Consider the following 23,738-nt stretch of genomic DNA (forward strand, 5'->3'; position numbering starts at 1 on the left):
TAGACCAACAAGATTACTTCTTGCTGCTAAGTGCACCGAAACGCTTGTTAAAGCGATCTACACGGCCACCTGTGTCAAGGATCTTCTGCTTACCAGTGTAGAACGGGTGACATGCAGAACATACGTCTAGGTGAATATCTTTACATAGCGTTGAACGAGTTTCGAACTTGTTACCGCAAGAGCACGATGCAGTGATCGTCTCGTAATTAGGGTGAATACCTTCTTTCATAGCAACCTCTAGTTAAGGCCGTATCGCTCTCCAAACCCGAAGTCTGGCACCATACGTAGTTATACAAAAATGTGGACGCGTATTTTAGTGCTTAACTGAACAATCTACAAGCAATATTTCAGAGTTTTTTATCGCCGTCGCAGAGTACGTTTTCAATTCGTACCACCTTAGGTATATACTTCGTCACTGCGCTCACTTTATGGAATTGTAATACATGCTCATTCTTGAAGTAGCTTTAAAGCTGCCACTGCACCGAACATTCGACTATTTGCTAGCACCAACCATGCAAGTTGAAGCAGGAATGAGAGTCACCGTCAATTTCGCCAACCGTCGCTGCACAGCAATTGCGCTTGCTAAAAAAGACGACACCGATGTACCAAAAGATAAGCTCAAGCAAATTATTGAGGTGTTGGACGAGCACCCAGTCTTTAATCAAGCACAACTTAGCTTCTTACACTTTGTCTCTCAGTATTACTGTCATCCAATTGGCGATACCTTATTCACAGCACTACCGGCGGTACTTAGAGATGGTGGAAGCCCAGACAAAACTCAGATCCCTATCGTCAGATTAACGGACAAAGGGCAAAAGCTACCAACACTGCGAGCCAAAAAGCAACAAGCACTGCTTTCTCAATTATGTGAAGGTGGCGCAATAAAATTAAGCGAACTCAAAGCACTCGGATTTGCTAGCCAAACAATTAAAGCATTGGAAGAAAAAGCGCTTATCTCACAATCTATTGAGCATGACAGTGATTGGTCGCAAAACGAATTACAGCTAGGCGAAAAGCCGCGCCTAAACGACCAACAAGCGACTATTTGCAGCGCCGTCAATGCTCAAGTCGGTTACCGTACCTTTTTAATCGAAGGTGTAACGGGAAGTGGTAAAACCGAAGTCTACTTACAGAGCCTTGAAAACATAATAAAAGCGGGTAAACAAGCACTGATCTTAGTGCCTGAAATTGGACTCACACCGCAAACAGTCAACCGCTTCAAAAAGCGCTTTCATAACCTGCCTATTGATTTATGGCACTCAAATCTAACCGATAACGAGCGCCTACATACTTGGCGTCGAGCCGAAAAGGGCCTGAGCGCCTTGGTTATCGGTACTCGCTCGGCCATTTTTTTGCCCTTTCAAAATCTCGGCATGATCATCGTTGACGAAGAGCATGATAACTCGTTTAAACAGCAAGAAGGTCTGCGCTATCACGCCAGAGATCTCGCTGCATTTCGAGCGCATCAGGCACACTGCCCTTTACTTTTGGGAACAGCAACACCGGCATTAGAAACATTACACAAAGCCATAACCAACAAATATCAACTCGTCACACTGAGTAAACGAGCGCAGACCCAGCACGACAACCAATTTCATCTTGTAGACATGAAAGGTCAGCCAGAACAAGGCGGGTTTTCACCGATGAGTTTACATTGGATGGAAAAAACACTCGCTCGCGGTAAGCAGGTTATGGTGTTTCTAAATCGTCGGGGTTTTGCACCAACATTGATGTGTCACGAATGCGGATGGCTTAATACCTGTAAACATTGCTCTACCAGCGCCACGTACCATAAAAATATGAACCGCTTGGTATGTCACCATTGCGGTGAGCAGGACTTTGTACCGAGACAGTGTCCAGATTGCGGCAGCACCCAAATCATGCCCACAGGGCTTGGTACAGAACAACTCGAAGGCTTTTTAAGCGAACGCTTCACTGATATTCCCGTTACTCGCATTGACCGAGATTCTACGCGCCGTAAGGGCAGCCTTGAAAGCGCCCTTGAAGAAATTAATCAAGGTGGCGCGCGAATTCTGGTCGGCACTCAAATGCTTGCCAAGGGCCACCACTTTGCCGATGTCAGCCTTGTGATTATCTTGGATGTGGACTCAGGACTTTACTCTTGTGACTTTAGAGCAACCGAGCAAATGGCACAGCTCATTACGCAAGTTGCTGGACGAGCCGGACGTGCCGGTGAAGCGGGAACCGTGTTATTGCAAACCCATTTTCCAGAACATCCATTATTGCAAGATTTAATCAATAACGGCTACGGCGACTTTGCACGATATGCCTTACAAGAGCGTGAAGAAGCAATGCTTCCCCCCTTCGCACACTTAGCTATCATCCGCGCCGAGGCAACAAATATAAATACAGTATTGCGCTTTTTGTCGGATTTGGTTCCAGCTACCCCCTATCCTGGTATACAATTGCTGGGTCCAATTCCAGCACCACTTGAACGAATAGCTGGAAAGTTCAGATATCAATTACACATACACGCACAACAACGCACTGTGCTGCGGGACTACCTTTCGCAACTTGCGCGCTATATCGCTACGCATGAGTCTGCCAATCGAGTACGCTGGAGCATAGATGTTGATCCAATGGATAGCTATTAAAATCAAATAACCTATGGCACAGCACGATTACATTAATAAGAAACCTAAAGGCAAGGGGAAAGACAAGCCAGAAAAATCGGCGAAATTTCCTGTTATTGCTGCTATTTTTGCATTTCTACTAATCGGAGGGTTTGCCTACGGTCTTTGGTTTATAAAAACCAATGCCGATCCTAAAGAAGTAGAGCAAGCCAAAAACCCACACCCAGTTGCCGAGCAAAAGGTTATTAAACCAAAACCTCGCCCACCTGAGTTCATTGAAGAAATTAAAAATCATGAAATCAAGGTCGAAGTTAAAGAGATCGAGAGCAAAGGTCCCTATCAAATGCAGTGTGGTTCATTTAGAACCCATAGCCAAGCCGAAGCCATGAAAGCCAAAGTTGCGTTTGCTGGATTAATCGCGGAGATCCGTCGTACCGAAGGGAGTAACGGTGTCTGGTATCGTGTCCGTCTTGGCCCCTACGATACCAAGCGTTTAGCAGAAAGCGATAAAAACAAATTACAACGCGTTGGGATATTTGGCTGCGGGATTTGGGGCTGGACTTGATTTTTATAAGTCCACCCATATTTCCTACTAATCTAGAGTTACACGGGCACAGGCCCAGATAAGGATTACTATGACTACCATCGTTAGTGTTCGTCGCGATGACAAAGTGGTTATCGGCGGTGATGGCCAAGTTTCGCTTGGTAACACAGTTATGAAAGGCAACGCACGTAAAGTACGTCGTCTATACAATGGTAAAGTACTGGCTGGTTTCGCTGGCGGTACAGCTGATGCATTTACATTATTTGAACGCTTTGAAGCAAAGCTTGAGATGCACCAAGGCCATCTCACTAAAGCAGCCGTAGAAATGGCAAAAGACTGGCGTACCGACAGAGCATTAAGAAGGCTTGAAGCCCTACTTGCGGTAGCCGACGAAACCGCCTCGCTTATCATCACAGGTAATGGCGATGTAGTGCAGCCAGAGCATGACCTTATTGCTATCGGCAGTGGTGGTAACTTCGCACAGGCTGCTGCAACCGCACTACTTGAAAATACAGACTTAAGTGCGAAAGAAATCGTGGAAAAGAGCCTGAAGATCGCTGGCGATATCTGCGTATTTACCAATAATTTCCAAACTATCGAAGAATTGTAATAGGATTCGCCATGACAGCTATGACTCCAAGAGAGATTGTGCACGAGCTTGATCAACACATTATCGGTCAGGACAAAGCCAAAAAAGCCGTCGCGATTGCACTGCGCAACCGTTGGCGTCGTATGCAGCTTGATGAAGAGCTGCGTGCAGAAGTTACACCAAAGAATATTTTGATGATCGGTCCAACGGGTGTGGGTAAAACTGAGATTGCTCGCCGTTTAGCAAAGCTTGCTAACGCGCCATTTATCAAAGTCGAAGCGACTAAGTTCACAGAAGTGGGTTATGTTGGTAAAGAAGTTGAAACCATCATCCGTGATCTAGTCGAAGTTTCTTTTAAGCTAACACGTGAACAGCAAACCAAGAAATTCAAATTCCGCGCAGAAGAAGCCGCCGAAGAGCGTATTTTAGATGCACTTTTGCCACCAGCAAAAGACGCTTGGGGTGAGTCTCAGCCAAATGAAAATTCGTCAACACGTCAAGTATTTCGCAAGAAACTACGTGAAGGTCAGTTAGACGACAAAGAAATTGAGATCGACATCGCAGAAACGGCGCCTCATGTTGAGATCATGTCACCTCCTGGTATGGAAGAAATGACCAGCCAGCTACAGAGCATGTTCCAAAACATGTCGGGTGACAAGAAAAAGAACCGTAAGCTGAAAATTAAAGAAGCACTTAAGCTATTGATTGAAGAAGAAGCTGCAAAGCTTGTTAATCCAGAAGAGCTTAAAGAGCAAGCTATTGAGTCAGTTGAACAAAACGGTATCGTGTTTATTGATGAAATCGATAAAATTTGTAAGCGTGGTGAATCTTCTGGCCCAGATGTTAGCCGTGAAGGTGTACAACGCGACTTACTACCACTTATCGAAGGTTCAACCGTTAATACTAAACACGGTATGGTAAAAACCGACCACATTTTATTTATCGCGTCAGGTGCGTTCCAAATGGCCAAGCCGTCGGATTTAATCCCTGAACTACAAGGTCGTTTACCTATTCGCGTTGAACTAGAAGCACTGACTGCGGGTGATTTCAAACGTATTCTAACTGAGCCAAATGCATCTCTTACAGAGCAGCAACAAGCGCTACTGAAAACAGAAGACGTCACTATCGACTTTACTGATGACGCTATCACCAAACTGGCTGAAGCTGCATATCAGGTCAACGAGAAAACTGAAAACATCGGTGCGCGCCGCCTTCACACTGTGATGGAAAAGCTGATGGAAGAGATTTCATTCGATGCCAGTGAAAAGGCCGGTGATACCTTGACGATTGATGCCGCCTACGTTGAACAGCATTTAGACATGCTTGTTCAGGATGAAGATTTAAGCCGCTTCATTCTGTAAATTAAAATCAAAAGCGGAGCCTTGCTCCGCTTTTTGAGTTATACCAATTATGTATCAAGTCACCAAACTTCATTATCATACGCTCAGTAAAGTGCTCGATGTTTATTTTGAGGACGGCCGCTGTTTTACGCTAAGTGCCGAATTCTTACGAACACATTCACCATCAGCCGAAGTGCAAGGACATAGTCCAGCGCAAAAGCAACTCGTGCTAAACAAACAGAATGTCACCATAAAGAAAATTGAACCCGTTGGTCACTATGCTGCACGCTTTGTTTTTGATGATGGCCACGACTCAGGGCTCTACAGCTGGCAATACTTATACACTATAGCTACACAACACGATGCGCTATGGCAGGAATATGTAAACGCTGTAGAAGAATATAAAACCCAAAAGGACAGCGTACCTATCAAGTTTGTGCCTTAACCAAACCGCCATAGCAATGCATGCTGCTCATGGTATTGAATAAAGTCATTCTTAAATGCAATGTACTTCTCCATATCCTGGTTACAGGCGTTTACAGCTTCTTGCTTAACCCTAGCGTATTGCCTCGCTATATCTGGAAAAGTAATTAAATAGTCACGAAAGGCAAGGTGACGTTTAACTCCATCAGAACCGGCTAAAAAAGCATGCAGATGATGAGTTCTAGACGCTATGCCTTTACGAAAATAACGACGCCCAGCAATACCAAACTCTCCCATTATCTCATAACCTAAATCACGCAGTTTTTCTGACTCTATGTCTAATTTATCTAAGTCATTTACTTCCAATAATACCAGTTGTATTAAGTAAATGATCTATCTTGAAGCGGGGAAATAGCTTTAGTAGCAAGGCAAAAATTTTACTATTTAGTTGTTCTAAATGAGAAATTTTTAACGAAGCTAATATGCTATTTCACCCTTCAAATTGATTAGAGAATTAATTCAATTGGTATAACATATCAACTATTGGTTTAGCACACAGCTGTGGCACCGATGTACTGCCTATATGATGTAAAGCTGCTACATTTGCCTTGGATAGATGAGCGAGTATCGCCTGTTTCTCTTTATTGAACTGGTGCGGCCAATCCGAATTGTAACTTACCACTGCTATATTGGTATTCATTTAAGCGATACCTATCTTGAGTCTAAATAAAAGCCCCACTATAAATTAAGTGGGGCTTTGACATAAAGAACCTCAGGTTGAATTGGTGTTTATACCTGATACTTAGCCACAGCTTCGTGTAATACGCGCGCTTGCTCTGCGACTTCTTCACTACTTTGCGCATTAGAACGAGCATGTTCTGATGCACCTTGCGCAATGTCTCTGATTTTAACCACGTTTTTATTTACCTCTGAAGCAACTTGGTTTTGTTCATCAATTGCCGTCGCGATATGCGTGCTCATTTCCATAATCGTTTGCACATCTTGGGTGATCATGCTGAGCAACTCCCCTGCTTTTTCGGCTTGCGACACACTTTCATTGCCTTGCTCACGACATTGTTCCATGATGTTCACCACTTCTCGTGTACGCTGTTGCAGTGTAGAAATGATGCTTTCGATTTCTTGTGTGGAGTCTTGAGTACGCTGCGCAAGTGACCTAACTTCATCCGCCACAACAGCAAAACCTCGACCTTGCTCACCTGCGCGCGCAGCTTCAATAGCAGCGTTTAGCGCAAGTAAGTTTGTTTGCTCTGCAATACCACGGATCACATCCAAGACCGAGCCAATGGTTTCACCGTCACGCTCTAACTGAGCAACAACACTTGAAGCACCACCTAACGATTCCGATAACTGCATGATGTGCTCAATTGTTGCTGTAACCTCACGACGACCTTGTTGCGCATTTTCATTCGTTGTCTCGGCTTTATGCGCCGCTTCACCCGTATTATGAGAAATGTCTTGGATCGTCGCTTGCATCTCGGTTGCAGCGGTTGCGACCATATCTGCTTCGTGCAACTGCTCAGCCATACCAGTACTCGTTTGGGCTGTTGTCTCCGTTAAATGATCCGTGGCTTCATTAATAGTTGCCAACGCTCCATTCACATCTGCAATAAGATCTCTAAAGTCAGAAATTAAGCTATTAAAATCACGAGTCATAATCGTGATTTCGTCATTACCGCTTTGTTCAATTTGTAGACTTAAATTATTTTCACGACGAATGCGCTCAATGGTTTGATAAACACGCTCTACGGGCTGAATAATTGAGCGACTAGTCGATAACACCAAAGTCATCACGATAATACCAGCCACAACAAATACACCGATGGCAAGCATCTGAGTTTTATCAACGTTTTCTTTGATCTCTGCTTTTGCCTGTTCCACGACTTCAGAGACCACCGCATCACTTTTCTCAACACTCACTTTCATCTTGCCAAGCGCACCGCTCGTTAAATCTAAGCCAAGTGCTTCTTGTGCTCGAACTAAACCCGCAAATTTGGATTGATAGGTGCTCAATAAACTAAGTAGCTTAGATTGATATTGAGCGTTAAACCCAGCGCTGCGAATTTCCTGAGAAAACTGTGCAACCAGCTCGTCAAAGCGTTTCAAGTATTTGATGTCAAAACGTAGCATAAAGTCTTTTTCAGCTCGACGAAGCTGCAACATGGTTGAAAGGAGTTGATAATTCTGCTGCTCTTTTAGTAGTGTTTCTACCTCGTGTACCGCACCACGAAGCTCACCGTAAAGAGCATCCTTTGGATGCAAGCCAATTGTTTTTTGTAATTGCACCACTTTTTGAAAGTCATCGTAATAACTTTTTGCTAAGCGTTCAAATTCGTTGATCCGACCTAAATCGATATCAAAATCAGAAAAAGTACCTTGCAACAAAGCGAGCTTAGTTTGCAGCTCACGATACTCGTTTTCAAACTCATCGAGTGAATCTACCTGCTTGTAAAAAAGGAAATTTTTCTCGTGTTTGCGCATTGCTAATTCATGAATGTCGAGCTCCTCTGCATATTGAATGGTTTCATTCAATTTCAGCATAGTACGAGCTTCGTACATGATCATAATTAACATAACAACCAAGGCAATCCCTACCACTAATGCATTCACTTGCAAACGACGTCTGATAGTCAGATTTTCTAATACCGCCATCGGCTTACCTACAATGTTAATAGACTGGCTAAAGTATAGCTGAAGCCTTTCTGCCTTGCCTCATAATAGGTAATTATTCTGGGTTCATATTACAAATTAATATATTTACGCTGCTTTTACATACAAATTATTAACACCGTTCCAGAGTTGATTGTGTAATAAATCAATATTATGCCATTGACCTCCCATCAACCACTCCACTAGCAAGCGAGGATCGGATGGAAAATAAAACGATGCCTTCGCGTCTGTTTGCAGCCACTCTTCCAGCGCGCCAGCATTGAGATAATTCATCACTTGGGCATGACCGAGTTCGGCTAGCGTCTGCGCATTATTCTGCTGTTCAAATTGACCATCTAATGGCTTAAGTAGCAGTTTTTTACCGAGTTTTAATGCTTCACTAGAAAGCTCAAATCCGGCATTTGCAATCACACCACTGGTATTTCTTAAGTCCTGAATAAACCCAGAACGACTCGGTTTTCTCAGGTGAATATGTTGCAACGAAGCATTGTCAGCATCCGGGTGATAGCAGTAAAACTCCTTATCGGGGAAGTCTTTTAACAACTCAATAATGCTATCCAATGCTTCAAACGGCAGATAAACCAAAACTTTGTTAATTATCGATGCACATTGCTCCTGCTCAGCCTCATAAGGAATAAAAGGCGGAATAATATGCTTATCAAACGGTTGCCAGTGCACCCCAAGATGAATATCAGCTGGTGCAAAATACCGGATCAAAGCTTTATGCCAAGGCTGTACGGCAAATTGTGGAACAGCATCATATAAATATGACGCTTGATGACTCATTGCTATCACCGGAACCTTTGTCAGCTTTCCTGCCCACGCGGTGACAGGCTCAAAGTCGTTAAAGATCAAATCATAACCTGATACATCTAATTTTCTAACGTCGCGAATAAACTCACCAAACTTAAGCGACTGAAAAGTTTTTAAACGATTTAACTGGCCACGCTCGGTAACGAATGACAATCCTCGGCAACTGCGATAATCACCAAAATCATGCATATCGAAATAGTTTTCCGAAGGACGTCCAGAAAAAAAGTAGTCAACAGAAATTCCCATGTTGCGAAAGCAATTTGCCATTACCCTAGCTCGAGTCGTATGGCCATTTCCCGTTCCTTGAACACCATATAGTATCTTCATACGCTTCCTAATATCACTATCGCTAAACTTGCACAGGCAACACCCATTGCCGCACCAAGCACCACATCAAGTGGATAATGTACCCCTACAATTACGCGTGACAATGACACTCCTGAAGCCCAAATTATCAACGGAAATGCAGCCAGTGGAATTTGCTCCATCAAGCAAGTCGCATATAGCCAAGCGCCAGCACTATGCCCCGAGGGCAGACTAAACTTATCGCTCGGCGTCAACAAGGCTTTCACTGCGTAGCAGTCACATGGTCGTAATCGTGCAAAACGATTTTTTAGATAGAAGTAAAGCGGCCTTTCAATTGCAAAGGCCAAAATCACGGTGAGTGCAAACTGCTGACCTAGCTGCTCCAAAAACAGAGCACACGCAATTGCGACCAACACATAGAGTCCACCGTTGCCACTTTTGGATAGACCTAATGCTATCAATCTAAACCAGTTTCTTGGCTTAGGGCAAAACACCACAAAGTATAATGCAGCGTCCAGCTCAGCTAGTTTTGCTTTCATCATTCGAGTCACGCCTAATTGCTCACAATATCAGCATAGAAGAGCAAAATAACAAATGGGTGACACTTTTAAGACACAAATATGTAAGTTGAATCAAAGCATTGCTAAGCACAAGTATGAGAGTATACTGGTTATCGACAATCAATATTCGAGGATTCAATATGGAATACAGCACTTCTGATCTTTGCGACCACTTTGCTGATGTGGTTGATGTGCTAGAGCCTATGTTCATCAATTTTGGCGGCCAGACGTCATTTAGTGGTCGTATCACTACCGTCAAATGTTTTGAAAACAATGAGCAGATCCAAGATGTACTACAACAAGACGGTACTGGTCGTGTGCTGCTCGTTGATGGTGGTGGTTCAACTCGTCGTGCACTAGTTGATATTGATTTAGCTGAGCTGGCGGTCGAGAACAACTGGCAAGGCATTATCGTTTACGGCGCGGTGCGCCATGTTGATGAACTAGAAGAAAGCGATATTGGCATTCAAGCTATCGCTTCTATCCCTGTGGCAGCAGATAGCAGTGGCAGCGGCGAAGTCGGCATTCCCGTTAATTTCGCAGGTGTCTCTTTTTACGAAGATGATTTTGTTTACGCCGACTCCACCGGCATTATCATCTCTGCAGAAGAGTTAGTTTTAGAAGACGATAACGAAGACAATTAAGCGCTAGAAGTAACAGTCATGAGTACAGCAGTCCGTATATATGATGAAAGTGATATTGCCACTTTTGTCAGTGCAAGAGCCGGTGAAACCAGAATTTGGCAAAGCATAAGCTTTTTACAATGTGATCATGACTACGCGGCTTCGCTTAGAGACGCGGCCCAATTTGGGATCCGTTATGTGTTGTTGGGGATCCCTGAAGATATAGGTCCGCGCGCCAATTGCGGGCAAGGCGGCGCCGAGCTTGGTTGGCGAGCCTTCTTAAAACGCTTTTTAAATCAGCCCGATAACCAGTTTTTGTCGGGCGATAAGATTTTGTTGCTAGGCGAGGTGGATACCCAGGCTATTCAAACGCGCGCACTATCGCTCGATAACACTAATAGCGAACAGCTAGCGCAGTTACGCGCTCTCTGTGCCGACCTCGACAACCAAGTTATTGCAACCCTAGCACCTATCTTTGCTGCAGGCTTGGAGCCAATTATCATTGGTGGTGGTCACAATAATGCTTTTGGTATTTTGCAGGCACATTTTGAGGCCAGCAAGCGTGCCGCTGGTGCCATCAACTTTGACCCTCATGCTGACTTTCGAGCTTGTGAAGGTAGACATAGCGGTAATGGCTTCAGTTACGCGCATCAAGCTGGTAGCTTGTCGCATTATCATGTAATCGGCTTGCACGAGCACAAAAATAACCAAACAATCCTTACTCAATTGCAAAACGCTGGATTCGGATTTTCAAGTTATCAAGCGATAAAAACCAGACAAACTCAGAGTTTATCCGCATCACTCGACAAAGCGTTGGCAACGATGCCAAGCGACATTCCATTAGGCGTAGAGTTAGACGTTGATGCCATCGTCGGTATGCCTGCAAGTGCCCTGACCTATCAAGGCTTCACAACTAGCGATGCCGAATATTTTGTTTACCGTATGGCTCAGGCTCGAAATGCTAAATATTTGCACTTATGTGAAGCAGCCCCGACTAGACACCCACTTGGTGAGCAGGCGGGTATCGAACATTGTGGCCAAATACTAACGAACCTTGCGAACGCTTATTTAAGTACCCGTCAACAGAGGCGCTAAACACTACCGCAGCCAAAACCCATGTAAAGGTAAGGCGCTCCTAGTTATTGAGGCAGCCTTTGTTTCAGCCAACTGATCAAAATATTACTGTTCTGTGGTCGAGAAAAGTAAAACCCTTGCGCTGCCACCGTGCCAATGCTTTTTACAAATTCGAGTTGCCCGAGAGATTCAATACCCTCGCCAATCACGCGACAGTGCTTTTCTTGATGCATCTCTACAATGCCTTTTACCAAGGATTTGGTATGCCCCATATGCTCAGGCTCTTGCGTCATATTGCGCGACAGTTTCACGTACTCAAAACGCAGTGCCGGTAATTTAGCAAGCACCAGCGGCGCATCACCAAAGCTATCGACACACATTTTTACACCCAAGTTCTTCAAACGACTGATCATCGCAATTTCTTGCTCATCTAGTTCGGCAAGCATACTAGCTGGACACTCGATAATGATAGCACCGGGGCTTAACTGATGGTTGAGCATGGTGTAGTCAATAAACTCGATAAAGCTTTCGCTCAAGAGCTCAGCACCAAAGACATTAATACTGATGGGAACGCTGATCCCTTCCATTTTCAGTGCCAATGCGATTTCGCAAGCGCGCTCTAGTACATATTCAGCAACGGGAATAGCAAGTCCAACTAAACGAATATCATCAATGAACTCATTGGCACTTAAAATCCCTTGCTTTGGATGCTGCCAACGCAACAGTAATTCCACAAACTCAATACTGTTATCTTCATGACGAACGACTGGATGAAAATAGAGCTCAAATTCAGATCTAAAGTTGATTTTAGCTAACTCCGACAACCTAACCTGTTGCTCCAGTCGATGAATTTGCATACGTTGTTGATACGGTACGACTTGTTGATGGCTATGCTGATGCGCTTCTGATTGTGTATCTAGCGCTAAAAACACGCAAGAAATCAGGTTCTCAAGTTGCCCCATTTCTTCATCGCAATTTACGTAACTCGCACGCATCATGATCTCTAACGTACAGCTACCAACATTGAATGGCTTTAAAGTGCTGTTTGATATTTCCTCTATCAACTGCTCATGAAAGTGCTTACCATGCTTTAACGAACAGACAAACGCAAAGTTAAGACCACCTAGATGCGCCATTTTCGCAGTTTCATTGCCATGAGTGATGGCCATAACATCACCGGATTGCAAACATTGCGCAATACGATTAGCCGATTGAGCTAACAGCAAGTCACCAAACTCACGCCCTAAATGAAAATTTACCTGCTCGAAACCCATGAGACGGACTAGCACGAGCATACAAGGGCTCCCTTCCGTTTGGCGATATTCATTAAAAGCACGTTTAAAACTTTGCCGACCAGGTAACCCCAAACTTTCATGCTCGGTGTGGTCATCATTGTGTTCTTTCAATTCAAATTCATTTGCGCTGCTATACGCTTGATAGGCAAGGAAAAGAATATACATAAACACAATGACAATTGCGCCATGCCGGGCAGGAAATGTCCATAGATATTCAGACACAGTCCACATTACCAAAGTGATTATCGCCGCAGCACTTATCAACAATAAGCCACTTTTGTGCTCCTGTAAGCCATGGAATAAATACAAGAGTATCGTCAGAGTAAGCAAATGCAATGTAGTGATATTGCCCGTAAAGGCGAGCAGTATTGCAAGTGTTGCACTGCTAAGGTGAGCCAGCTTGAGCATACCTGAGGGGCGCTGCAGCATTAATGCTAACGCCCCCATTACAATGGCTCCAGCCATGCCAGCCATCATTGGCGTAATTAGTATCGCTATTCCTTCAGACAGCAATAATTCCGTGGCTCCGCCACTAGCTGTTGAAATTGAAAGCATAATTTGTTGCTTATAAAAGGATCATTACTGATTAAGTTTACCTAAGATCCACAAATTTGACAGGTCCGCTACACCAAATTGATAACTTAACTGTGCAGGATGGGTAATGTCCCATAACGCTAAGTCCGCCCGCGTTCCAACTTTCAATACTCCACGATCGCTCAACCCCAAGGCTTTCGCAGCATTAACCGTAACACCGCAGAGCGCTTCTTCCGGTGTCATTCTAAATAATGTGCATGCCATATTCAGCATTAATCGCAGTGAGCACAAAGGCGCAGTACCTGGATTGAAGTCGCTCGCGAGTGCCATCGCTACTTTGTGCTTTCTGAGCAAGTCAATTGGTGGTAATTGCGTTTCTCGTAAGAAATAAAAAGCGCCGGGTAAAAGTACCGCAGTCACATCCCCTCTCGCCATCGCTTCCACACCAGCTTCATCAAGATATTCAATATGATCCGCTGAAAGCCCTTTAAACTTTGCCACCAGCTCGCTGCCATGTTGATTAGATAGCTGCTCAGCATGACATTTAACCTGTAATCCCAACTGTTGTGCTCGAGTAAATACTTGCTCAGTTTGCTGATAGGTAAATCCGACGTTCTCACAAAATACATCAACAGCCGTTGCTAATTGGCGCGAAGCAACTTGTGGCAGCATCTCATCACAGACTAAATCAATGTAGGCTTGGCTATTGTCTTTGTACTCTGGGGGTAATGCATGCGCGCCCAAGAACGTGCTATGCACATCAATCGGGTGATGCTCATTAAGTAGTTGATTAATTTCTAGCAGCTTTAGCTCATTTTCAACGTCTAGGCCGTAACCCGATTTACTTTCAACCGTGGTAACCCCTTCTTTGAGTAAACTATTCAAGCGGTTCTTACCGTTAACATACAGCGTTTCTCTGTCTGCTAATCGTGTCGCCTTAACGGTACTTGCGATACCACCACCTTGCGCGGCAATCTGTTGATATGACGCCCCCAGTAATCGTTGCTCAAATTCGTTGGCCCGAGAACCTGCAAATAAAATATGCGTGTGGCAGTCGATTAACCCTGGGGTCAACCATTGGCCATTGGCTTTATGAATAGGGGTTGCTATGGCGTCAACCTCAGGTAATTCACTACGAGGGCCTAACCAATTAATTTTGCCATCTTTAATAGCGATCGCTGCGTTTTCTATCGCACCATAAGGGGTATCCAAATTGGGATCCATAGTTGCAATATTGACATCGATAATAAGCAAATCGGCTTCTAACATCATACTTGTCCTAATCTAAATCAAATCCATATGCCAACACATTAAAAGAAACTCGCTCACTGCGAGATTTATCCATTGAGTCTATCAGGGATACTTGTATATACAAGAGAAGTGTGCCATCTTTATTTACATAAATATGAACTCGAGACAACAACTGTGCCTGAGCTTCCTAAATTTGCGCTGATAAAACAATATATTATCGATAATATTCGCGCCGCGCGCTGGCTCGAAAACGAGCGCGTGCCATCGGAAAATGAGTTAGCTGACCAATTTAATGTTAGCCGAATGACCGCAAGACGAGCACTAAGCGAGCTAACTGAAGCCGGAATTTTAACTCGTAGCCAAGGTCTAGGTACTTTTGTTGCCAGTTTTAAATCTCAGTCTTCGTTACTTGAGATCCGCAATATTGCCGACGAGGTCAATGCACGCAATGGCAAATACTCATGTACCGTACTGACGCTTGAACTTATTGCTGCAGTAGCGCCTATCGCCATTGCACTGGGTGTAGAAGCGGACGCGCCAGTCTACAGAAGCGTAATTGTACATAATGAAAATGAACAACCACTGCAAGTCGAAGAGCGCTTTGTCAATCCACAGTTGGCACCGGAGTATTTAGACCAAAACTTTGAACTGACTACCCCTCATGAATATTTATCTCAAGTCGCGCCGCTCACAGAGGCTAGACACACCGTTGAAGCTGTTATGCCATCACCAGAGGTTTGCCAGTGGCTTGGGCTTTATAATGAAGAACCATGCTTACAAATGATCCGCCGAACTTGGTCTGCAAAAGGCATTGTTAGCTTCGCGAGGTTAATTTCGCCAGGCAGTAAATATCGCTTAGGTGGTCATCTCACCTTTAAGCAAAGGTCGTAACACATAAAGTGTCGCCAAACATCGCGACAGGTAAATCAAAACGACATGGCGGCCTAGATTGCCATGCAATACAAATAGACTAACAACCTAGCGAAACTAAGCAATCGCAACAACTAGACATTTCACTTAGGTTGTATATACAACAGGAGAGAGCAGAATGAGTGACAACCCAAGATTAGACCTTAGCCGCGAGATCCGCGCGCCACGAGGTGCAGACATTACCGCAAAGAACTGGCTTACTGAAGCCGCAAAGCGAATGTTGATGAATAACCTTGACCCTGAAGTTGCGGAGCACCCAAATGCACTAGTAGTTTATGGCGGTATTGGCCGCGCCGCTCGCGACTGGGCATGCTTCGATAAAATCGTCGAAACGTTAGACCGCTTAGAAGAAGACGAAACCTTACTGGTGCAATCAGGTAAACCTGTCGGGGTATTCAAAACTCATAGCAATGCTCCTCGCGTCTTAATTGCTAACTCAAATTTAGTACCACATTGGGCTAACTGGGATCACTTCAACGAACTCGATAAAAAAGGCCTGATGATGTACGGCCAGATGACCGCTGGCTCTTGGATCTATATTGGCTCACAAGGCATAGTGCAAGGCACATACGAGACCTTTGTAGCAATGGCAAAGCAACACTTTAATGGTGAGGCAAAAGGCAAGTGGATCTTAACCGGTGGCCTTGGCGGGATGGGCGGCGCACAACCACTCGCGGCAACAATGGCAGGCTTTAGCGCCCTCGTTGTTGAGTGTGATGAGTCACGAATCGATTTTCGTCTTAACACACGCTATGTTGACCGAAAGGCAACCACACTTGATGATGCGTTAGCTATCATTGATGAAGCGAATGCTGCTGGGCAACCGGTATCAGTTGGCCTGTTGGGCAATGCAGCGGATGTGTATGCTGAATTGGTTGAGCGCAATATCACGCCTGACGTAGTGACCGATCAAACTTCTGCGCACGATCCATTAAACGGCTACTTACCGCAAACGTGGACTATGGCTCAGGCAGCCGCGCTTCGCGAAAGCGATCCAAAAGCAGTTGTAAAAGCCGCAAAACAATCTATGGCGGTGCAAGTACAAGCCATGCTAACGCTGCAATCGCGCGGAGCCGCAACAACTGACTACGGGAATAACATTCGCCAAATGGCCTTAGAAGAAGGGGTTGATAACGCCTTTGATTTCCCGGGCTTTGTTCCAGCCTATATTCGTCCACTGTTTTGCCAAGGCATAGGTCCATTCCGTTGGGTTGCGCTGTCTGGCGATCCTGAAGATATTTATAAAACAGATGCGAAAGTTAAAGAGCTTATCCCAGATGACCCACACCTTCACAATTGGTTAGATATGGCGCGCGAGCGCATTCAATTCCAAGGCCTGCCAGCTCGTATTTGCTGGGTTGGACTGAAGGACAGAGCGCGTTTAGCACGAGCATTCAACGAAATGGTCAAAAATGGTGAACTCAAAGCACCGATTGTGATTGGTCGTGATCACTTAGATTCTGGCTCTGTCGCCAGTCCAAACCGTGAAACGGAATCGATGATGGATGGTTCAGATGCAGTATCGGACTGGCCGTTACTCAATGCCTTGTTAAACACGGCTGGCGGTGCAACTTGGGTCTCGCTGCATCACGGCGGTGGCGTTGGTATGGGCTTCAGCCAACATTCGGGAGTCGTTATTGTGGCAGATGGCACAGACGAAGCTGATGCCCGCTTATCTCGCGTATTATGGAATGACCCAGGTACCGGAGTAATGCGTCATGCCGATGCCGGCTATGACATAGCCAAAGACTGTGCAAAAGAACAAAAACTAGATTTACCTATGCTGGAAGGAAAGTAAGTATGTACTCACTAAATTTAATCCCAGGCCAATTGACTTTAAACACGTTACGAAAAATCAATCAACAGCCTGTTCATCTCAGCTTAGACGAATCAGCGAAAGCTGCTATTGCTAACAGTGCAGACACAGTTCAGCAAGTGATCAAAGAAGGGCGCACCGTTTACGGCATTAATACTGGTTTTGGCTTGCTGGCCAACACCAAAATTGCAAAAGACGAATTAGAGTTGCTACAACGCTCTATTGTACTGTCGCACGCAGCCGGTATTGGCGAGTTAATGGACGATAGTACCGTTCGACTCATGATGGTACTAAAAATCAACTCACTCTCTCGTGGTTTCTCTGGGATCCGCTTAGATGTAATTGAATTCTTAGCGGCCTTGGTTAATGCCGAAGTCTATCCTTGTGTGCCCAAGAAGGGCTCGGTCGGGGCATCAGGCGATCTCGCACCACTATCGCATATGTGTTTACCGATCCTCGGCGAAGGTCAGGTTCGCTATCGTGGCGAGCTTATTGATGCCATCGATGGCTTAAAAATAGCAGGACTTGAACCACTTACTTTAGCTGCAAAAGAAGGTCTCGCACTACTTAACGGTACACAAGCATCTACTGCTTTTGCACTGCAAGGCCTATTCAGAGCTGAAGACCTTTATGCGCAAAGCTGTGTCGTTGGTTCAATGAGCATTGAAGCAGCTATGGGCAGCCGCTCGCCGTTTGATGCTCGTATTCACGAAGTCCGTGGTCAGCAAGGCCAAATCGACACCGCACTGGCGTTTAGAGATATCTTACAAACTCGCTCAGAAATAAGTGATGCTCATGTTGATTGTGAAAAAGTACAAGATCCTTATTGCTTACGTTGTCAACCACAGGTGCTTGGTGCCTGTTTAACTCAGATCCGCCAAGCCGCTGAGGTGATCCTTGTAGAATCCAATGGAGTAACAGATAACCCGCTGGTATTTGCAGATGCTGGAGATATTATTTCTGGCGGCAACTTCCATGCTGAGCCTATCGCGATGGCGGCTGATAACCTAGCGCTAGCCATTGCTGAAATTGGTGCATTGGCTGAGCGTCGTATCGCGCTGCTTATTGATTCGAGCTTATCAAAACTGCCTCCCTTCTTAGTTAACAATGGCGGTGTAAACTCGGGCTTTATGATTGCGCAAGTCACCGCTGCGGCACTGGCCTCTGAAAACAAAACACTCGCACATCCTGGCAGTGTTGACAGCCTCCCAACCTCAGCAAACCAAGAAGACCATGTTTCCATGGCAACCTTTGCGGCAAGACGCTTACAGGAAATGGCTGACAACACCCAAGGTGTACTCGCAGTTGAATATCTTGCTGCAGCGCAGGGGTTAGATTTTAGAGCGCCACTAAAGCCATCTGACAAAGTGGCTACAGCTCAGCAAATATTACGAGCAGTCGTGAGCTTTTATGACAAAGATAGGTATTTTGCACCTGATATTGAAAGTGCTAATGCATTATTGGGTCAAGCTGCACTGGCGCACTTGCTACCAGCACAACTCTTACCTTCAGCCTAACTCAGATTCATTAACAATCGGATGATGATAGGCAAAGCCGAGTTCGGTAATACGCTCGGCTTTAATAATACGCGCTTCTTCTTTTGACGAAGCGAAACTTGGCATCTCAGTCCCTAACTTTTCACAGTGATATTGATAAAACGCCTGTCTCGTGGGGTGCGCTGGATAGCAAACATTATAAATGTCTGCAGCATCCTGCCACTGCGCGATCATGGTATTGATTGCGGTAACAACATCGCCCCGATGAACCATATTCACTCTACCATTCGCTGAGCTAGACAAGGCCTTTCCTGCTACAAATCGCCCAGGCTCCCTACCGGGACCTTGAAGACCAGCTAAGCGCACAACCTTGCCGCCTGCGTTAAGCACCATCTCTTCAGCAGTTCTTAGTATATCAACACGTCGGTTGGCTTTATCCGCTAACTTACCTTGTTCATCATATTCACCATTTTCGGTGCTATAAACGCCAGTGGTCGAACACAATAAGAAGCCTGCTGCTGACATATTCTTTGCAAGTAACAGCGCCTGCTCTAGCGTTTCTAAATAGTTACTATCAACATGCCTAGCTCTTGGTGGGATCGCACACACCCAATACGCGTTGTGTAAAGAAATTGAGTGCGCTAAGGTGCCATTTTCAGTTAAGACCAGCTGCCTTGACCAGCTATGCATATCGTTAGCTTGGGTTCTGGTGCCTTCTATTTGCCACCCTTGCAACTCAGCTTCGCGACACAACGCTTCACCGAGCCAACCCGCGCCCAGTACGACCAGACTGCGATTTAATACTTTCATATGAATATTACCTTAACTAGGAAGTTACCTTGTATTATCTATGTAAAAGAAGTTAACGCAAACGGTGGCGTTCTCCTGTTATCTATGGTTTGATTACCGTTTGCATAAGCTAAAAATAAGAAGTGTCATGCTTGAGAATTTATCCCTTAGAAAGAAAATATTGCTGCTAATTGGCGGCACCATTTCCGTATTATTAATTATTGCATCAAGCTTTTTCGTCAGCCATATTGCAACACTCTCTCGAGATGGAATTGAACGAGAAACGCAAAGCTATATTCAAGCCGAAAAATTGGCGATGGAAGCATTCTTTGGCCAATACGGCAAAGTAGTTGAAACCTTTGTTTCTACGCCTCACAACATTCATTGGTTTGAAAATTATAATACCCGTGGCGCCGATCTGACTAAAGATAAAGACTATCAAGAGGTCAATGAAGACTTAGTTAGAATCGCCAAAGGTGATGAAAATATTCTCTCAGCCTTTATTGCCTCAGCAAACACCGGTGAATATTTTAAAGAAAATGATCGTACATCAGCATATTCAGATGGTCGACCTTACTATGCTTATAAACGCCCATGGTGGCAGGATACGCTTGATGTAGGTAAATTGTATGTTGGTCCAATTGCAACCGATATCAATACCGGTGCGGTGTCTGCTGTGATCCGTCAACCTATCTACAATAACGGCGGCAAACTCGTCGCCATGGGTGGCGTCGACTTACAGATCAATAAATTGAACGATATGGTTGAACGTATCAAGTTTCAAGATAAAGGTTTTGGCTTTTTGCTCGATGGTGATTTAAATGTTGTGCATTTATCCAAGCGTACTGGTCATTCACTCTCTACCACAGATGAAGGCGAGAAAGGCAAAGAAGGTTTAGATGGCCTTGAATCCCAGTTTTCCAATACATCAGGCTTTGACGCTCTAAATGCCGCTATCAAGCGTAACCCCGTTGGCAATAGTACAGTCACGTTCAAAGGGGAAGCGTATTATGTTGTTTATGACAATGTGAAATTAGACAACCCCCTATTGGATTGGCACGTTGGCCTACTCATTCCGGTGTCGCTGATCGAAGCGCCGGTGAATGACGCCGTCATGAGCACAATCACAGCCTTGATTATTATCTTAGCCATTATCGTGGCAATGATCTTGCTCGCCACGCAAATGATCACCAAACCGATTGTAGCGCTTACCGAAACCATGCGAGACATCGCATCGGGTGAAGGCGACCTAACTAGACGTATCGATATCACCAGTAAAGATGAAGTTGGTCAACTCGCGCTGCATATGAATACCTTCATCGATAAACTTAGAGCAATGATGCTCGATACCGCAGCACAAGCTGAGCAATTAAGTAATGCTTCCGCCCAGTTGCGTGAAGTCTCAAACAATACTAACAGTGAGATTCAGCGCGAAAAAGAACAGGTGGATAGCGTAAGCGCGGCAGTGACCGAAATGGCAGCCACTGTGACTGAAATCTCACGTAATGCACAAGAGACCAACCAAGCCGCTGATGTCGTGCAACGTATTACCAATGAAGGTGCAGGACGTTCATCACAAGCCCAAGAAGTCATGACTGAACTTGCACTTCATATTGGTGAGGCCGCAAAAGTGGTTGCCGGGCTTGAACAAGAAACCAGTAATATAGGTGCCGTTATCGATGTGATTAACGGTATTGCTGAACAAACGAACTTGCTGGCACTCAATGCCGCCATAGAAGCCGCCAGAGCGGGCGAGCAAGGTCGAGGCTTTGCGGTGGTTGCTGATGAAGTCAGATCGCTTGCAAGCCGCACGCAAGAGTCTACCGATGACATTCGTAATATGATCTCTCGTTTACAGCAAATTGCCCAACAAGCTTCAGTGATGATGCAACAAGGTCAAGACCGCGCAGAGGGGACCGTAGAGGAAACACAAGCCGTACTGGATGCCTTGAAAGAAATCACAGAATCGGTCACGACAGTACAAGACCAGAGTCATCAAATTGCGACATCAACAGAGCAGCAAACCGTTGTTGCAGAAGATATTAACAATAGCCTTAACCAAATTAATGAGCTCGTTAATAGCACGGCCAACCACGCAAATGTACTGGCAGATGAAGCCCGTGACTTGAACGACTTAGCCAAGGCGCTCAACTCAACGGTCAACCAATTTAAGCTTTAATCAAACACTAAAACACGTCGCAATCGCGGCGTGTTTTGATCTGAGGCAAACCTAACCCAAGCGGTAAAAAGTACACTGACACTCTTAATGAAACTCGAGAGTGCGTATCGTGATTAATTTACCTATTTGGAATGATTCCCTTATCAACAAGTACAATATATCTGGTCCTAGATATACCTCATATCCAACGGCCTTGTCGCTTGAATCTGGCTACAGCCAAAAAGAGTTACAAGCGGCTATTACGGGCTCTAAATCTCGCTCACTCTCGCTGTATATTCATATCCCTTTCTGTCATCAACTATGCTACTACTGTGGCTGTAATAAAATCATTACTCGTCATCAATCCAAAGCTGACGTTTACCTAGACTACTTAGAACAAGAAATCGCAGCAAAAGCGCCGCTATTTTCTGAGTATCGTGTAGAACAACTTCATTTAGGCGGTGGGACACCAACTTTCTTAACTACCGAGCAAATGACACGTCTAATCGAAATGCTGAATAGTGCATTTAATTTCTCTCAAAGTGCACAGCGTGGTATTGAAATAGATCCAAGATCACTTGCACCAAATATGATGCGACATCTACACGATCTCGGATTTAATCGTGTATCTTTTGGCGTACAAGATTTTAATGATGAAGTACAAGCTGCGGTAAATCGCCCACAGCATCTAGATGAAGTTCTAGCTATCTTAACGGAAGCGAGAACGCTCGGTTTTAAATCTATCAATATGGATATGATCTATGGGCTACCATTTCAAACAGTAGAGAGCTACAAGCAAACGGTTGAGCAACTTATCGCGCTTTCTCCTGATAGAGTCTCTGTATTTAACTATGCCCATCTTCCGGATAGATTTGCAGCACAGCGTAAACTAAAAGAATCCGACATGCCGAGTGCGGGAGAAAAACTTGAAATCTTTAAGCAAACACTGGAACAGATGACCTCTGCTGGGTATCAATTCATCGGTATGGATCACTTCGCCAAAAAAGACGATGAACTGGCTATGGCGCAAAATGAAGGGCATCTACATCGTAATTTTCAAGGCTACACCACTCATGGCGAGTGTGACCTGTTAGGTCTTGGTGTGTCATCCATTTCTCAAATTGGTCACATGATTTTGCAAAATGAAAAAGAGTTAAAACCTTATTATCAGGCTTTAAGTGATAAAAGGTGTGCGATCACTAAAGGGATAACTTTAAGTGGTGATGATGAAATACGCGCGGCTGTGATCAAACAGCTTATTTGTCATTTTGAGTTAGATAAAAAGGTATTCGAGCAACGTTATGATATAAATTTTGACGAATATTTCGTTCAAGCTCTTAACGCTCTCGAGCCGCTAGCAGCAGATGGACTGGTAGAGCTGAATGAACACACCATAAAAGTTACCAGTAGCGGTAATTTATTTATTCGTATCATTTGCATGTGCTTTGATGCCTACTTACAAAACCAAATCAAAAACACCCGCTTCTCTCGCGTTATTTAACCACCTTACTCTCTCTAAGTTACCACGATCTCCCACGTTACTGTGTTTATGGTGGGAGTGAAGTGCGTCTCGCGAGATTTTATGTTTCTCAAATAGCAAAAAACCATCACATTGCTGAAACTGGCTTTGAAATACATGGTTTTTTACCGAAATTTTCATTGCAACCCATCGGCGGGTGAACCACCTCCTACGATGCAGTGTATATGGTAGTAGGAGCAAGTTTACCTCGCGATGTGTTGATTAGCTTGCGAGATTTTTTATATCTCAAATTTCTATACCCCAAACAGAAAAAAACCCGTCGCATTGCTGCAACGGGTTTCTCTTATTTGGCCCTGGCTCGCTACGAAGTAGGATGTTCTACTTTCACATGGGTAATCCACACTATCATTGACCGGGGCCGACCCTTCGGCTGTT

The 23,738-nt window shown here is 44.7% G+C and carries 21 protein-coding genes; 12 read left to right on the forward strand and 9 right to left on the reverse strand.

Annotated features, from left to right (window positions below):
* Positions 1-13: 13 nt before the first annotated feature.
* A complete protein-coding gene (gene rpmE / locus A587_RS24685; protein WP_010607053.1) occupies positions 14-229 on the reverse strand; it encodes a 50S ribosomal protein L31 in 216 nt (71 codons plus the stop codon).
* 214 nt (positions 230-443) lie between these two features.
* Here rpmE and priA point away from each other — a divergent pair, with 214 nt between their 5' ends.
* From priA to A587_RS0108720, 5 genes are all read left to right on the forward strand, one after another.
* Positions 444-2,615: a primosomal protein N' gene (gene priA, locus A587_RS0108700; protein WP_017217263.1), complete on the forward strand. Its 2,172-nt coding sequence runs from the start codon at positions 444-446 to the stop codon at positions 2,613-2,615.
* A 13-nt stretch (positions 2,616-2,628) separates the two neighbouring features.
* Positions 2,629-3,159 carry an SPOR domain-containing protein gene (locus tag A587_RS0108705; protein WP_017217264.1) on the forward strand — a complete coding sequence of 177 codons (531 nt, stop codon included), beginning with the start codon at positions 2,629-2,631 and terminating at the stop codon, positions 3,157-3,159.
* 70 nt (positions 3,160-3,229) lie between these two features.
* A complete protein-coding gene (gene hslV / locus A587_RS0108710) occupies positions 3,230-3,748 on the forward strand; it encodes an ATP-dependent protease subunit HslV (RefSeq protein ID WP_010368932.1) in 519 nt (172 codons plus the stop codon).
* Positions 3,749-3,759: 11 nt separating this feature from the next.
* On the forward strand, positions 3,760-5,088 hold the full coding sequence (gene hslU / locus A587_RS0108715) for an HslU--HslV peptidase ATPase subunit (protein ID WP_010607051.1): 1,329 nt from the start codon (positions 3,760-3,762) through the stop codon (positions 5,086-5,088).
* Positions 5,089-5,137: 49 nt separating this feature from the next.
* Positions 5,138-5,512, forward strand: a complete 375-nt coding sequence (locus A587_RS0108720) for a gamma-butyrobetaine hydroxylase-like domain-containing protein (RefSeq protein WP_017217265.1) — start codon at positions 5,138-5,140, stop codon at positions 5,510-5,512.
* Here the strand turns inward: A587_RS0108720 and A587_RS23915 are convergent.
* From A587_RS23915 to A587_RS0108745, 5 genes are all read right to left on the reverse strand, one after another.
* Positions 5,509-5,856, reverse strand: a complete 348-nt coding sequence (locus A587_RS23915; RefSeq protein ID WP_051020062.1) for a GrpB family protein — start codon at positions 5,854-5,856, stop codon at positions 5,509-5,511. The two genes, A587_RS0108720 and A587_RS23915, sit on opposite strands and share 4 nt — an antisense overlap.
* Before the next feature lie 148 nt (positions 5,857-6,004).
* Complete coding sequence (locus A587_RS25445) at positions 6,005-6,190, reverse strand: GrpB family protein (RefSeq protein WP_026000928.1); 186 nt, start codon at positions 6,188-6,190, stop codon at positions 6,005-6,007.
* Positions 6,191-6,279: 89 nt separating this feature from the next.
* Positions 6,280-8,160: a methyl-accepting chemotaxis protein gene (locus A587_RS0108735; RefSeq protein ID WP_017217266.1), complete on the reverse strand. Its 1,881-nt coding sequence runs from the start codon at positions 8,158-8,160 to the stop codon at positions 6,280-6,282.
* A 105-nt stretch (positions 8,161-8,265) separates the two neighbouring features.
* Complete coding sequence (locus A587_RS0108740) at positions 8,266-9,318, reverse strand: MJ1255/VC2487 family glycosyltransferase (RefSeq protein ID WP_026000929.1); 1,053 nt, start codon at positions 9,316-9,318, stop codon at positions 8,266-8,268.
* Positions 9,315-9,839: a phosphatase PAP2 family protein gene (locus A587_RS0108745; protein ID WP_017217268.1), complete on the reverse strand. Its 525-nt coding sequence runs from the start codon at positions 9,837-9,839 to the stop codon at positions 9,315-9,317. Before A587_RS0108745 ends, A587_RS0108740 begins: the two co-directional genes overlap by 4 nt.
* 158 nt (positions 9,840-9,997) lie before the next feature.
* Here A587_RS0108745 and rraA point away from each other — a divergent pair, with 158 nt between their 5' ends.
* Both rraA and A587_RS0108755 read left to right on the forward strand, forming a co-directional pair.
* Positions 9,998-10,501, forward strand: coding sequence for a ribonuclease E activity regulator RraA (gene rraA, locus A587_RS0108750; protein WP_010368946.1), 504 nt, complete (start codon positions 9,998-10,000; stop codon positions 10,499-10,501).
* An 18-nt stretch (positions 10,502-10,519) separates the two neighbouring features.
* Positions 10,520-11,575, forward strand: coding sequence for a formimidoylglutamase (locus A587_RS0108755; protein ID WP_017217269.1), 1,056 nt, complete (start codon positions 10,520-10,522; stop codon positions 11,573-11,575).
* A gap of 44 nt (positions 11,576-11,619) precedes the next feature.
* Here A587_RS0108755 and A587_RS0108760 read toward each other — a convergent pair whose 3' ends face one another.
* Both A587_RS0108760 and hutI read right to left on the reverse strand, forming a co-directional pair.
* On the reverse strand, positions 11,620-13,404 hold the full coding sequence (locus A587_RS0108760; protein WP_017217270.1) for an EAL domain-containing protein: 1,785 nt from the start codon (positions 13,402-13,404) through the stop codon (positions 11,620-11,622).
* A gap of 24 nt (positions 13,405-13,428) precedes the next feature.
* A complete protein-coding gene (gene hutI / locus A587_RS0108765; RefSeq protein WP_017217271.1) occupies positions 13,429-14,652 on the reverse strand; it encodes an imidazolonepropionase in 1,224 nt (407 codons plus the stop codon).
* A gap of 111 nt (positions 14,653-14,763) precedes the next feature.
* Between hutI and hutC the strand changes: the two genes are divergently transcribed.
* From hutC to hutH, 3 genes are all read left to right on the forward strand, one after another.
* On the forward strand, positions 14,764-15,525 hold the full coding sequence (hutC, locus tag A587_RS0108770) for a histidine utilization repressor (RefSeq protein ID WP_017217272.1): 762 nt from the start codon (positions 14,764-14,766) through the stop codon (positions 15,523-15,525).
* Between the two features lie 157 nt (positions 15,526-15,682).
* Positions 15,683-17,362, forward strand: coding sequence for a urocanate hydratase (gene hutU / locus A587_RS0108775; protein WP_017217273.1), 1,680 nt, complete (start codon positions 15,683-15,685; stop codon positions 17,360-17,362).
* Positions 17,363-17,364: 2 nt separating this feature from the next.
* On the forward strand, positions 17,365-18,897 hold the full coding sequence (hutH, locus tag A587_RS0108780) for a histidine ammonia-lyase (protein ID WP_017217274.1): 1,533 nt from the start codon (positions 17,365-17,367) through the stop codon (positions 18,895-18,897).
* Here hutH and A587_RS0108785 read toward each other — a convergent pair.
* Positions 18,889-19,686 carry an NADP-binding protein gene (locus A587_RS0108785; RefSeq protein ID WP_017217275.1) on the reverse strand — a complete coding sequence of 266 codons (798 nt, stop codon included), beginning with the start codon at positions 19,684-19,686 and terminating at the stop codon, positions 18,889-18,891. The two genes, hutH and A587_RS0108785, sit on opposite strands and share 9 nt — an antisense overlap.
* Positions 19,687-19,813: 127 nt before the next feature.
* Here A587_RS0108785 and A587_RS0108790 point away from each other — a divergent pair, with 127 nt between their 5' ends.
* Positions 19,814-21,844: a methyl-accepting chemotaxis protein gene (locus A587_RS0108790; protein WP_017217276.1), complete on the forward strand. Its 2,031-nt coding sequence runs from the start codon at positions 19,814-19,816 to the stop codon at positions 21,842-21,844.
* A gap of 109 nt (positions 21,845-21,953) precedes the next feature.
* Positions 21,954-23,324, forward strand: a complete 1,371-nt coding sequence (hemN, locus tag A587_RS0108795; protein WP_026000932.1) for an oxygen-independent coproporphyrinogen III oxidase — start codon at positions 21,954-21,956, stop codon at positions 23,322-23,324.
* Positions 23,325-23,738 lie beyond the last annotated feature (414 nt).

The sequence above is a fragment of the Pseudoalteromonas sp. NJ631 genome (assembly GCF_000276645.1).
Taxonomy (GTDB): domain Bacteria; phylum Pseudomonadota; class Gammaproteobacteria; order Enterobacterales; family Alteromonadaceae; genus Pseudoalteromonas; species Pseudoalteromonas piscicida.